This is a genomic window from Gemmata sp., from assembly GCF_051859125.1.
Classification (GTDB): Bacteria; Planctomycetota; Planctomycetia; order Gemmatales; family Gemmataceae; genus Gemmata.
This window is the reverse complement of the sequence record NZ_JBHYGG010000290.1, coordinates 19,482-32,489: the sequence shown is the minus strand read 5'-3', so window position 1 is coordinate 32,489 and position 13,008 is coordinate 19,482. Positions and strand designations below refer to the sequence as shown.

Sequence of the window (13,008 nt, the reverse complement as noted above, 5' to 3'; positions counted from 1 at the left end):
GGGGGGGGCTTTCTCGTGGGGGGCGGGGGGGCGGTCCGCCCCCGGGTGCCTCCCGTTCGCGGTTCCACCGGGGGGACTCACGTCCCCCGCTCGCCAAGCAGGAAGGCACGAACAGCCGACTTACGCCGGCCGCTCGCCGCGAATACAATCTGGGTCACCCCCCGCCCGCCGGAGACCCTCCCCCATGCGACCCGTCGCGCTCCTCGCCCTCGCACTCCTCTCGTCGCCCGCCGCCGCGCAGCCGAAGCCGCTGCCGGCCGACCTCGTGGCCCCCACCGACGCCCTCTCGCCGGCCGACGAGCGCAAGGCGTTCACCCTGCCGCCGGGGTTCGACGCGCAGCTCGTCGCCAGCGAGCCCGACATCCAGAAGCCGATGCAGATGGCGTGGGACGCGAAGGGCCGGCTCTGGGTCACCACGTCGTACCACTACCCGTTCGCCGCGCCGCCCGGGAAGGGCACCGACAAGGTGTTCGTCCTCTCCGACTTCGACCCCGAGACGGGCCGGGCGAAGACGGTGAGGACGTTCGCCAGCGACCTGAACATCCCCATCGGCGTGCTGCCGCTGCCCGACGGCAAGTCGGTGCTCGTGTCGAGCGTCGGCGAGATCCGCAAGTACACCGACGCCGACGGCGACCTGAAGGCCGACTCGTTCGAGGTGCTGTTCAGCGGGTTCGGGTGGCGCGACACGCACGGCATGTACAACTCGTACACCCTCATGCCCGACGGCTGGGTGTACTCGTGCCACGGGTTCAACAACGACTCGACGGTGAAGGGCAAGGACGGGCACGAGGTGAAGATGCACTCGGGGAACGTGTTCCGGTTCCGGCCCGACGGGAGCCGCATCGAGGTGTACTCCCGCGGGCAGGTGAACCCGTTCGGCATCGCGGTGGATCCGTGGTTCAACCTGTACACGGCCGACTGCCACTCGCGGCCGATCACGCAGGTGATCCCCGGGGCGTACTACGAGAGCTTCGGCAAGCCGCACGACGGGCTCGGGTACGGCCCGACGATGTTCGGGTACGCCCCCGGCGGCACCGGCATGTGCGGGGTCGCGTGGTACGACGCGGACCAGTTCCCGAAGGAGCACGTCGGCTCGCTGTTCCTCGGCAACGTCGTCACCAACCGCGTCCACCGGGCGAAGGTCGAGTGGACGGGCGCGACGCCGAACGCGGTGCAGCAGCCGGACCTGATCGCCAGCACCGACCGGTGGTTCCGGCCCGTCGATGTCAAGCTCGGACCGGACGGCGCGCTCTACGTCGCCGACTTTTACAACAAGATCATCGGGCACTACGAGGTGGACCTGAAGCACCCGGCCCGCGACAAGGACCGCGGCCGCCTCTGGCGCGTCGTGTACAAGGGCGAGAAGGCCGCCGCGCCGAAGCCGCACCGGGCCGACTTCACGGCCGCCAAGGACGCCGAACTGTTTGAGGACCTGTTCCACCCAAACCTGACGGTGCGGTTCCTCGCGGGCCACCAACTCCGGCGACGGTTCGCCAACGGCGGCGGCAAAGACTTCGACCTGCCGAACGCGGTCGAGCGGATGAAGAAGAGCCCCGAACTCGCGCCGGCGGTGTTCGCGTGGGTCGTTGCGATCACGCAGTCCGGTCCGAAGCACGACGTGGTGGCGGAGTACCTGAAGCTGTTCGGCGCGAAGGGCGAGGTCTCGACGAAAGTCGATGAGCACCAGGGGCACTTCACGCGGGCACTGACGGGCCGCGCCACGCTGACCGACGAGGAGCGGAGGTTCGTGGCCGACGTGCTGTCGGCGGGTCCCCCGCTGTCGCCGCACGCCCTCCGGGCCGCCGCCGAGGCCGCGATCCTGCACCCGCATGCCGACTTCGTGCAACCGCTCCTCGCCGCACTGAAGGCGACCCCCGCCGCTGACAGCCACACGCGCCACGCACTCCGCGTCGCCCTGCGGAACTGCCTGCGAGACGCGGCCGCGTGGCCGAAGGAGTACGACGCGACCTACGCCGAGATCGCGCTAGCGATCCCGAACGAGAAGGCGGCCGGGTTCCTCGCCGCACAGATCAAGAGCGTGGCCGGGGACAAACTGTCCGCGGTCGCGGAGCACGTCGCACGCTACGGCACCGGGAGCGACGAACAAGCGTTGTTTAGCGCGATCGGGTCTGCGACGAGCAACGGGGCGAACCCCGATCCGATCCTTGCCGCGTTTAAGGGACTCCAAGCCCGCGGAAAGAAACTCAACAAGGAGATCGCGGGGAGCCTACTGCGGCAAGGAGAGCAGGCCGCGATCACCTTCGACTTCCCTGCGGGCGGCCCGAGGCCCGGCGAGGAGAAACCCGTCCTCTGGGGCCTTCGCATCTTGAACTCGCTGCCGGCGATCGTGGACCGGGACGCCTCGCCGGACGCCCTCCGACTCGCCTCCACGACGCCCGCTGCTCTCGGACTCCTGGTAGAGAAACCATCGGCTCCCGCAGAGGCCCGCCTGGGTGCGGTCGAAGTGCTTCTGCGGTACGTTCCCGAAGACGGGTTGAAGGCCGCTCGCAAACTCGTTTCATCGCCCGCGACGGCTACTGATTTCCGGGATCGGCTCCTGCTCATGCTCGCGAACTCGCCGAACAAGGACGCGCGGCTCGACGCGCGGGACGCGCTCAAGGACGCGCCGTACCGCACGGCGGTCGCGGTCGGGGTCGCGCTCGCCGGGTCGCCCGCGGGGGCCGACGACCTGCTCACCGCCGTGAAGACCGGCAAGGCCCCGGCGCGGCTGCTCCAGGAGAAGGCGATCGTCGAGCGGTTGCGGGCCGCCAACGTCCCGGACCTCGACAAGCAACTCGCGGCGCTCACCAAGGGGCTGCCGCCGGCCGACCTGCGGATCACCGAACTCGTCAAGAAGCGGGCCGCCGTGTTCGCGTCGTCCAAGCCCGACAAGGAGGCCGGGGCGAAGCTGTTCGCCAAGCACTGCGCCGCGTGCCACAAGATCGGCGAGACCGGCGGGAAGATCGCCCCGCAGCTCGACGGCATCGGGCTCCGCGGCGTCGAGCGCGTCCTCGAAGACGTGCTCGACCCGAACCGGAACGTCGACCAGGCATTCCGGGCGCGGGTCGTCACCACCAAGGACGAGAAGACGCTCACGGGCCTGATGCTCCGCGTCGAGGGCGAGGTGCTCGTGCTGGCCGACGGCGAGGGCAAGGAGATCCGCCTCTCGACGAAGGACATCGAGACGAACCGCGAGACGATGCTCTCGCCGATGCCGGCGAACTTCGCCGAGGTGCTCCCCGAGGTCGAGCTGATGCACCTGCTCGCGTACCTGCTCGACCAGAAGATCCCGGCGGCGAAGAAGGAGTGACGCGACCGGCAGGTTCTGGGGCGAGCGGGGAGGTGAGCCCCGGTGCGTTCGGATTCTACCGGGGGACTCGCGTCCCCCGCTCGCCAACAATCCCGATCGCCTGCCGGCCCGCTTCGGCTGGCGTCCCGCACGCGCGGCTCGTACATTAACCCCTTCCAGCCACCGGCGCGTGCCGAGGCACATCCCGTTGCGGGTGCCGTCCGATGAGTAGCGAGCGACCGTCGCCGCGGCCTCAGTGCAAGTCGTTGATGGGCCTGCGGGTCGTGGGCACCGGGAAGTACGTCCCGGACATGGTCGTCGGCAACGACCACCTGCACGCCCGCCTCGGGTTCGACTCCGACTGGATCGTGAAGCGGACCGGCATCCTCGAGCGCCGCCACGCGGCCGCGCACCAGGCCACGTCGGACCTGTGCGTCGAGGCCGCGAACGACCTGTTCGCCAAGACCGGCCGCACCGCCAAGGACTGCGACCTGCTCGTCCTCGGCACGTTCACCCCGGACATGTCGTTCCCCAGCACCGCGTGCATCGTGCAGGACCGGCTCGGGCTGGTCGGCCCGGCGATCGAGGTCGAGGCCGCGTGCGCCGGGTTCATGTACGCGCTCGTGACCGCGGCGGCGTACGTGAAGGCCGGGGTCAGCGACCGGGCGCTCGTCATCGGCGGCGACACGAACAGCCGGGTGCTCGACCCGAGCGACATCAAGACGTACCCGCTGTTCGGCGACGGGGCCGGGGCGGTGTTCGTCGAGCGGGGCCGGCCCGACCAGGGCATCCTCGCGTACAGCATGGGGTCCGACGGGGCCGGCGGCCCGCTGCTCCAGCGCGAGACGTGCGGGAGCCGCCAGCCGCCGACGCCGGAGCTGCTCGCCGCCGGCAAGCACTTCATGTACATGAACGGCCACGCGGTGTTCAAGTGGGCCGTGAACATCTTGTGTGACACGATCCAGGAAGTGCTCAAGGCGGCAAACCTGACGGTCGAGGACGTGGCGCTGTTCGTGGCACACCAGGCGAACATCCGCATCATCAACGCCGCGATCGACACGCTGAACATCCCGCGGTCGAAGGTGTTCAACAACCTGGAGCGGTACGGGAACACGTCGGCCGGGAGCATCCCGATCGCGCTGGACGAGGCCGCCGCCGAGGGCAAGTTCAAGGAGGGCGACCTCGTCGTCCTGAGCGGCTTCGGGGCCGGCCTCGCCTGGGGCACCGCCGTCGTCCGGTGGTGAACCTTGCGGCGGGTCGCTGCATCTGTCCCGGGTTCACTTCGTTCCCGGAGTCGCGTCGTGTCCACGGACGCCGATGCTTTCGTGCGGGCCATCCTCAGCGACCCGGCCGACGTCACCGCTCGCCTCGCCTTTGCCGACTGGTTACAAGAACAGGGCGGCGTTCCGAACCTCGCCTGGGCGTACTACGTCCGGTTGCACGTCGAGATTCCGGGTTGCGAGGCGCGTGGAGAACTCGCTGAAGACCTCCTCCATGAGGCGACCACACACGTCCCGCATATCCTCGCGACGGTTGCGTTGTCCGCGACTGAGTTGATCGCCCACCTCGACGCCGTTCTTCTCATCCTCCCGAGTTCGCACTACAGGGTCTCACTGGGGGATTGCGAAATCTCAGCGGAGGCACTTGAGCGCATTCCCGCAACATCTGCACTCAACTTCGTGGCTCTGCCGCTCGCCCATCACCGGTGCGGACTACTCGTCGCGATGGACCCGCACGAGTTCGATCTCGCGAAACTGCTCGGGAATCTCCTCAACACGCCGGTCCTCCCGGTCGGCGCTGAACGGACCGAGATCGAAGCGTCAATCCTCTGGCACTACCGGGTCGATCCCGGGTTGAGCGAGCCCGTGCATATCGCGTCTCCGTGAACCACGCCCGCTCTCCTCGTGTCACTGGTTCCGCGGCGGACGCGGGCGGGGTATCATCGGGGCATGTACGAACTCTTCGAGCACACCGCCGACCTCGGGCTCCGCGTGCGTGCGGCCGATCTCGACACGCTGTTCGCCGAGGCGGCCGCGTGCCTGTTCTCGGCCGTCGTCGAGGACGTCGGCACCGTCGAGCCGCGGACCAGCGTGACGGTCGAACTCGCGGGCACCGACCGCGAGTTCCTGCTGTTCGACTGGCTCCGCGACCTGCTCCTGAAGTCCGACGAGGACCACATGGTCTTCGGCCGCTTCGAGGTGCGGGTCCGCGACGACGGGCTGACCGGAACCGCGTGGGGCGAACCGTTCGACGCGGCACGCCACATGCTCGCACACGAGGTGAAGGCGATCACCTACCACGAGTTGAAGGTGGTCCGCGACGGCGACGGGTGGCTGGCGGAAGTGATCGTGGACATTTGAAATCAGCCACGGATGAACACAGATGAAACACAGATAAATCCAAAGACAAAAGGCGCGCAGCATTGTTGGAAAGACCGAAACCCAGCAAGCTCAGAGTTCAGGGTTTCAACACAAGTGCGTTCTGTATCCGTCTTCTGCCTTTATCCGTGTTTCATCTGTGGCTCATTCTAGATTCATCATTCTGGATTCATCATGGCCAAGGCAGAGTTTAGCGGCCCGCTGGAAAAGATCGGGTGCAACTGCTGGCGCATCCCCAAGAGCTTCCGGGCCGGGATGCGGGTGGACGGGCACATCTTCGCCAGCGACAAGCTGATGGAGACGATCCGCAAGGACCAGGCCCCCGAGCAGGTCGCGAACGTCGCCATGCTGCCCGGCATCCAGAAGGCCAGCCTCGCGATGCCCGACATCCACTGGGGCTACGGGTTCTGCATCGGCGGCGTCTGCGCCACCGACCCCGAGGAGGGCGGCGTCATCTCCCCCGGTGGGGTCGGCTACGACATCAACTGCGGCGTCCGGCTCGTGAAGACGAACCTGTACCTCGACGACGTGAAGCCGCACATCCGCGAGCTGGTGAAGGCGCTGTTCTACAGCATCCCGTCCGGGGCCGGGCGGGCCGGGAAGTACAAGTTCGACACCACCGAGACGCGGCGGCTCATGGGCGAGGGGCCGCGGTTCGTCCTCGGCCGCGGGCTCGGCGTGCCGCAGGACCTCGAACACACCGAGTCGAACGGCCTCATCCCCGACGGCGACCCGCACCAGGTCTCGGACCACGCTGTGAAGCGCGGCACCGAGCAGTGCGGCACGCTCGGCAGCGGGAACCACTTCCTCGAAGTGCAGGTCGTGGACGCGGTCCTCGACGCCGACGTCGCCAAGGTGTTCGGCCTCGAACTGAACCAGGTGTGTGTGATGATCCACTCCGGAAGCCGCGGCCTCGGCTACCAGGTGTGCGACGACGCGCTGAGTGTGTTCCGGAACTGCCCCGAGAAGTACAAGTTCGAGCTGCCCGACCGGCAGCTCGCGTGCGCCCCGGTGGGCAGCCCCGAGGGGCGGAAGTACATCGCCGCGATGCGGGCCGCCGCGAACTACGGGTTCTGCAACCGCCAACTGCTCATGCACCAGACCCGCGAGGTGTTCGCGTCAGTGTTCGGGCAGTCGTGGCAGGACCTCGGCATGGACCTGCTCTACGACGTGGCGCACAACATCGCGAAGCTCGAAGAGCACGACGTCGACGGCATCAGGAAGAAGGTGTGGGTCCACCGCAAGGGGGCGACGCGGGCGTTCCCCGCGGGGCACCCGGACGTGCCGGAGCAGTTCCGCGCCGTCGGCCAGCCGGTCATCATCCCCGGCGACATGGGCCGGGCGTCGTGGGTGCTGGTGGGCAGCGCCGGGAGCATGGAGAAGTCGTTCGGCTCGACGTGCCACGGGGCCGGCCGGGCGATGAGCCGCACCGCCGCAAAGCTCGACGGAGCCGGCCGCAAGATCGACAAGGAGTTGGAGCACCGCGGCGTGATCGCGATGGCATCCAGCCGCAGCGGGCTCGCGGAGGAGCAGCCCAAGGCCTACAAGAACGTGGACGACGTCGTCGACACCGTCCACGACGCCGACCTCTCACGCAAGGTCGCTCGCATGCGCCCGATCGGGGTCATCAAGGGGTGATGAGGGCGAGCGAGTCTTCTGGTCCGAGCGCCGAGCGAGGGTGAGCTTGGACCCTCGCTCGGGCTCGGACGCACACCGAGCCACCAGACCCCGAGTCAGTTCTGCCCGGGGATGCCGGGCGACGCGGCGGGCGTGTGGGCGCGCTTGACCAGGTTCATCACCGGCAGGTCGTTGGTCCCGGCCTTCACGCGCACGTCGAACTTCGAGTGGGCCGCGTCGTACCAGCCGAGCAGCCGGTCCTGGCCGCCCTCCGCCCCTCGCTCCGACTTGCCCCCGTCCGGGTCCGGCCACCGGAGCAGCACCCGGTACCCGCCGGCCGGGGCGCCGTCATTGTCAGCGAACGTCGAGATCGTGTAGGTGCCGTCGTCCCTCGTGACCCCTTGCGGGTTCTTGGGCACCTTCGGCACCGTCGGGGCGTCGAGCGGGAACAGGGTGACCACGACCCCGCCGACCGGCTGACCGTCAAACGTCACCTTGCCCGTGACCGGGTGCGGCACCAGGGCGTCGGGCTCTGCGGGAGCGGTGGACGAGCACCCGCTCGCGAACAGCACAGCACCGAGCAGGACGGCCGCACGCACGCTTCGGAAGTCAGTCACTGGTGACCACCTCGTTTCCGGCCCGGGTGATGAACCGGGCGAACAGCCGGATGTCCACCGACGCCTTCACGAACCGCACCGACCCGTCGGCCATGACGTGGTGCGCGCCGCCCTGGTGGAAGCTGTACACCTCGTTGCCGTTCGTGCAGTTGGTGTGGCACGACCCGCCCTCGGAGACGGTGCCGGTCGCGTCGAACCCGTGGGTGACGTAGGCGTTGCCGGGGTTGGCCCAGCCGCCGTCGGTCCGGGTGCCGGTGCCGGTCATGGTGTTCAGCGTCCACGCGTTCGGCCGCCCGGCGGTCTCCGAGAGGATGAACGTGTTCGACGTGCCGTCGCGGACCTCCGGGATCGAGTACGTGCGGTTCACGTCCATGATCCCGCTCCCGCCCGGGTCCGGGACCGCGTCGCACAGCCCCTTCTCGACGAGCGAGTCGGCGTACCCGTAGTTGGGCGCGTAGTCGGTCGGCGGGTTCTTGACGGCCCCGGACGACGTCAGGCACACCCGGTCGTCGCCCCCCGGCACGTTCGGGCACTGGAACACCGGGATGCGGTTCGCGATGGCCGGGCGGTTGGCCGCGTTGTCCCACGCCACGTTGAGGGAGTACTGCTTCTGGACGTTCCCCTGCTCCAGGTACGGGAGCACGAACACGCTCCAACTGTGCTTCACGGTGAACACGGTCATGCCCACCCGCTTCAGGTGCGACTGGCTGGTGCCGCTCGTGGTGGACGACGTGCCGCCCGGGGGGAACACGTGGTACGTGCCGTGGAAGCTGTTCAGCGCCAGGCCGATCTGCTTCAGGTTGTTCTGGCACTTCGTGCGGGCCGCGGCGTCGCGGACCTTCTGCACCGCGGGCAGCAGCAGCCCGATCAGTACCGCGATGATGGCGATGACGACGAGCAACTCAATGAGCGTGAAGCCGCTGGGCGCACGGCCGGGTCGCGGAACGGTCATGGGGGAAGGGCCTCGTGTGGTTCGAGAGGGGGGCGGGGCCGACGGGCACCCGGCGGCCGAACGGGCGCGTGGGTCAGAAGTCGGAGCCGATCACCTCGCCGTCGGCGATCAGGCAGACGCGGAGCCAGTTCGCGGCGTCGACGCCGTACCGGACGTACCGCACCGAGCCGTCGCCCATGGCCGCGTTGAATCCGCCGGGGTGCGGGCCGCCGAACCGGACCGACCAGAACTTGGCGGCCAGCGCGTCGGGGTGCTGGTCGTCGGACTGCGGCGGGCTCGCGCCGAACCGCACGTGGTCCTGGTCCCAGCCCGAGTTGTGCCACGCCTCGTTGTCGCCGCCGGACGCGCCGAGCACCGACTGGTGGCACTGCTTCTCACCGACCAACAGCGTGTTCGAGAGGCCGTCGGTCACGTCGGTCAGGGTCCGCTTCTGCTCGACCGGTGCGCCGACGGGTTTCGCGGTGCTCGGGCTCTTCCACTGCCGCACCATCATCCCCTCGCGGCCCTCGCCGGCCATGTCCCGCCCGCCGTTGCCCGCGTAGTCGGACCGCCCGCCGTCGGTGTACACGATGGGCTGCCGCCGGGCCGTGCAGTAGTAGACCTTGATCGCGGTGTTCTGGACCACCGTGTCGCTCGGGTTGTTGTAAACGGTCTCGTGCTCGACGTACGGGGTCAGGTGGAACAGCCACGTCCAACCGACCCGGGTGGTCGCCGCGCAGCAGTCAGAGTTCGGGCCGTCGGACCCCGCGTTCGGGAACTGGCCCTTCGCCCCGTGGTAGTTGTGCAGGGCCAGGCCGATCTGCTTCAGGTTGTTCTGGCACTGGGCGCGGGCCGCGGCCTCGCGGACCTTCTGAACCGCCGGGAGCAGCAGCCCGATCAGCACCGCAATAATCGCGATAACCACTAACAGTTCGATTAATGTAAACCCGCGTGGCGCGTTCGGACGCGTCATTCAATGGTCCTCGAGAGTGTTGGGCAGCGGGCGAATAAATCTATGGATCCGGGGCGTAGCATTCGATCCGGGGAGGGCTCATGGGAGTTTACACGGCACCGAGGCTACGCTGACGTACTTCACGAACTCTTCCGCAGAGCTTAGACATCGTGGCACCGGAGAGAACGGATAAGGTGTTTATTGCGAAGCGGTTGGGCGGCGTGATGAAGGCGAAGTGAATTTCGCGAGAAGTGAATCAAGGTAGTATTGAGGCCATGTAACCGACCGGTTACCTATCACAATAAAAAATGTGTCTATCTGATGATGGTGCCGAGCTTCGCGATTTGAACCCGATAATGATCTCGGTGATTATATCGTGCTCACTAATCCAATGATCTTGTACGGTTACTGAAAGACAACGGTGCAGACCGCTCGCCCCGGACCGGCGCTGTGGTGGCCCACGGCCCGGGGCGTGTGCCGGACGTCTTGTCCGGCCGGCTCGCGTACCCGGTCTCCGCTCACTTCCCGGGGTAGCGGTGCCCGGCGACGTCCACCGGGCAGGTGTAGACCGACGTGCGGGCGGTGACGATCAGCGTCTTGAGGTCCTTGCCGCCGAAGGCCGCGTTCGACGGCTGCTCCGGGAACGCGATCGTGCCGAGCGCCTTGCCGTCCTTGTCGAACACCTGGAGACCGGTCGCCGACGTGATGTAGACGTTGCCCTTCGAGTCGACCGCGGCCCCGTCGCCGCCGCCGTTGGCCCCTTCCTTCGCCTGGGCCAGCGAGCAGAACACCTTCCCCTTGCCGATCTTCCCCGGCCCCTCGACCGGGTAGCTCATCATCTCCTTTTGCCCGCTCGGGAACACGTACAGCGTCTTCTCGTCGGGCGAGAGCCGCACCCCGTTGGGGTTCGGCAGGTCGTCGATGAGCCGCGCCACCTTCCCGTCGGCCGCGGCGTAGTACACGCACGTCTTGCCCTGCGGCAGCGGGTTCGGCGCGCGGAACCCGGGGTCCGTGAAGTACACGCCGCCGGCCGCGTCGAGCACCAGGTCGTTCGGCGCGTTGTACCGCTTGCCCTCGAACGTATCGGTGATCACGCGGCGGTCCTTGCCGTCGGCGCTCAGCGCGACGATCGCGCCGCTCATCTCGCACGCCACGACCTCGCCCTTCGCGATGACCATCAGTCCGTTCGCGAAGTTCGACTTCTCGCGGAACACGCTCAGCTTCCCGTCGGCGTCAATCTTGTGGACCCTCTCGTTCGGGATGTCGGAGAAGTAGGCGTTCCCGTGCGCGTCGGCCGCCGGGCCTTCGGTGAACTTGAACCCGGAGTGCGCCTTCTTGATCTCACCGGCCGGCCCGATGCCCGGGACGGCGGCCTTCTTGTCCTCGGCGGCGACGCCGGCCGCGACAAGCGCGAACAGCGCGAGTGCCTTGACGAATCGGGGCTTCAACATGGGAGGGGCTCCAGCGGTGGGGGCGGGGGTAGAACCGGCCCCGGCATCCTACCCGGCCGCCCGCGGTGGGGCGAGTGCCGGGGTTCCGGGCTCGACTGCGAGCCTCGGGAGCGTCTCTGCCGGTTCCTGGCGGCCGTGCGAGTTACCCGCAGGCCGGGACCGTTCAGCGTGCTACGCCGAGGCGCGACCGTGAACGCGAACGGGGGGCGTGAGCCCCCCGCCGCGCGGCGTCGGCCGCGGCCCGGTTCCTACTTCCCGTCGTCCCCGGTCCCGCCCGAGGCCGGCGGCTTGCCCATGCCGCGGCAAACCTTCTCGCACCGCCGGCACTCGTCGGCGCACTGCTTCATCATCGAGTCGGTGGCGTGCTTCTCGCAGGCGTCGCCGCACCGCTTGCACACGTCGGCGCACGCGGCCGCCATCAGGTCGGTCATCGGGCCGTCGCGGGCGGCGACCCGGGCCGTCGCCGAGCACGCGTCGGCGCAGTCCTGGCACGTCCGGAGCGTGGCGAGGTGCTCCTTCTTCCCGTCGGCGACCAGCTTCGCGCAGTGTGCGGAACACGTGTCGCAGATGCGGGCGCAGTCGTCGCACGCCTTCGCGCAGTGGAGGAACATCGGCATCTTCGGGTCGACGTTCCCCTTCGCGGCCGAGGCGGCCGGGGTGGGGTTCGGGATCGGGGGCTGGGCCGGCTCGGCCCGGGCCGCGAGGAGCCCGCCGCACGCCAGCGCCACCACGCACATTGCTGTTCGGATCATGGTCAAATCCCCTGGCCCCCGCGACGCGCCGCGGGTGGTAGGGGAACATTTGAGCAAACGTCGTGCCCTGCGGTGCCGGGGGCGTTCGGGCGAAACGACCGGTCGGCGGTGGCGGCGGCCGCGGTTCTCGCTTAGGGTAATGGAATCGGAACCCGGAACCCCGCTCCCCCGTGCGGCGTCCAACACGTGTCGCGACGACACGCTCCCCACTTGGAGAATGCTCCCATGCTCTTGCGGATGACGGCACTGGCGGCACTCGCCGTCGGAATGATCGGGCTGGCCGGCGCGGTGACCGCCCAGGACGCCAAGGACGCGCCGAAGCTCAAGCCCGAGGACGAGGCCAAGGTCAAGAAGGCGCTCGGCGAGGTCCAGGAGTTCATCGGTCTGTGGAACCTCGAGGGCACCCAGAAGGACGGGGCCAAGACCGTCGCGTGGAAGGAGAAGGTCACCTGGGGCTGGAACTTCAAGGGCGAGCCGAGCATCACCGTGGACTTCGGCGAGGGCAAGGGCAAGCACTTCACCGGCGGCGTGCTGAAGTACGACCCGGCCAAGAAGAAGTACCTGCTGACGCTCAACACGGCGGACAAGAAGGAAGAAGTGTTCGAGGGCACCGTCCCGCCGGCCGGCGGGCTGAAGCTGGAGCGGAAGGACGCCAAGACCGGCGACCTGTACCTGCTGACGCTCGGCACCCTCGCCGAGGGCATCCGGTTCCAGGTGAAGTACGAGAAGAAGGAGGGCGGCAAGGGGCTCGCCAGCAACGTGTTCGCGATGAACGGCAACAAGGACGGTGAGTCGTTCGCCGGCGGCGCGAAGAAGCCCGAGTGCATCGTCTCCGGCGGCGCGGCGAACATGGCCGTGAGCTACAACGGGAAGACGTACTACGTGTGCTGCACCGGGTGCCGCGACGAGTTCAACGCCAACCCGAAGAAGTACGCGAAGTGACGCCGTAACGCGGTCGTGAACGCGAGCGGCCCACCCGGGAATGGGTGGGCCGTTTCGTTTCGATCGGTCTCGTGGTCCT

11 protein-coding genes are annotated in these 13,008 nt (G+C 68.3%); 6 read left to right on the top strand and 5 right to left on the bottom strand.

All coding sequences use genetic code 11. The features are described 5' to 3' along the window. The first annotated feature begins 184 nt into the window (after positions 1–184). The 5 genes from ACTIGN_RS30430 to ACTIGN_RS30410 all read left to right on the top strand — a co-directional run bounded on the left by ACTIGN_RS30430 (position 185) and on the right by ACTIGN_RS30410 (position 7,305). On the top strand, positions 185–3,310 hold the full coding sequence (locus ACTIGN_RS30430; RefSeq protein WP_439631030.1) for a PVC-type heme-binding CxxCH protein: 3,126 nt from the start codon (positions 185–187) through the stop codon (positions 3,308–3,310). 203 nt (positions 3,311–3,513) lie between these two features. Then, complete coding sequence (locus ACTIGN_RS30425) at positions 3,514–4,533, top strand: 3-oxoacyl-ACP synthase III family protein (protein ID WP_439631028.1); 1,020 nt, start codon at positions 3,514–3,516, stop codon at positions 4,531–4,533. 57 nt (positions 4,534–4,590) lie between these two features. After that, positions 4,591–5,175, top strand: coding sequence for a TIGR02996 domain-containing protein (locus ACTIGN_RS30420; RefSeq protein ID WP_439631026.1), 585 nt, complete (start codon positions 4,591–4,593; stop codon positions 5,173–5,175). A 63-nt stretch (positions 5,176–5,238) separates the two neighbouring features. Then, positions 5,239–5,649, top strand: a complete 411-nt coding sequence (locus ACTIGN_RS30415; RefSeq protein ID WP_439631025.1) for an archease — start codon at positions 5,239–5,241, stop codon at positions 5,647–5,649. Positions 5,650–5,841: 192 nt separating this feature from the next. After that, the gene (locus ACTIGN_RS30410) at positions 5,842–7,305 is read left to right on the top strand and encodes an RtcB family protein (RefSeq protein WP_439631023.1); all 1,464 of its coding nucleotides are present in this window, start codon (positions 5,842–5,844) and stop codon (positions 7,303–7,305) included. A gap of 95 nt (positions 7,306–7,400) precedes the next feature. Here the strand turns inward: ACTIGN_RS30410 and ACTIGN_RS30405 are convergent, their stop codons facing one another. The 5 genes from ACTIGN_RS30405 to ACTIGN_RS30385 all read right to left on the bottom strand — a co-directional run bounded on the left by ACTIGN_RS30405 (position 7,401) and on the right by ACTIGN_RS30385 (position 11,987). Continuing rightward, positions 7,401–7,901, bottom strand: coding sequence for a hypothetical protein (locus ACTIGN_RS30405; RefSeq protein ID WP_439631021.1), 501 nt, complete (start codon positions 7,899–7,901; stop codon positions 7,401–7,403). Beyond that, positions 7,894–8,853: a DUF1559 family PulG-like putative transporter gene (locus ACTIGN_RS30400; RefSeq protein WP_439631019.1), complete on the bottom strand. Its 960-nt coding sequence runs from the start codon at positions 8,851–8,853 to the stop codon at positions 7,894–7,896. The genes ACTIGN_RS30405 and ACTIGN_RS30400 overlap by 8 nt, the downstream gene beginning before the upstream one ends. A 73-nt stretch (positions 8,854–8,926) precedes the next feature. Then, on the bottom strand, positions 8,927–9,757 hold the full coding sequence (locus ACTIGN_RS30395) for a DUF1559 domain-containing protein (protein ID WP_439631017.1): 831 nt from the start codon (positions 9,755–9,757) through the stop codon (positions 8,927–8,929). A gap of 545 nt (positions 9,758–10,302) precedes the next feature. After that, positions 10,303–11,235 carry an SMP-30/gluconolactonase/LRE family protein gene (locus tag ACTIGN_RS30390; protein WP_439631015.1) on the bottom strand — a complete coding sequence of 311 codons (933 nt, stop codon included), beginning with the start codon at positions 11,233–11,235 and terminating at the stop codon, positions 10,303–10,305. A gap of 248 nt (positions 11,236–11,483) precedes the next feature. Then, positions 11,484–11,987, bottom strand: coding sequence for a four-helix bundle copper-binding protein (locus tag ACTIGN_RS30385; RefSeq protein WP_439631013.1), 504 nt, complete (start codon positions 11,985–11,987; stop codon positions 11,484–11,486). Positions 11,988–12,212: 225 nt separating this feature from the next. On the opposite strand from ACTIGN_RS30385, the gene ACTIGN_RS30380 reads away from it, so the two are divergent. Further along, positions 12,213–12,929 (top strand): YHS domain-containing protein, encoded by a 717-nt coding sequence (locus ACTIGN_RS30380; protein WP_439631011.1) that lies wholly within the window; start codon positions 12,213–12,215, stop codon positions 12,927–12,929. The last annotated feature ends 79 nt before the right edge of the window (positions 12,930–13,008 follow it).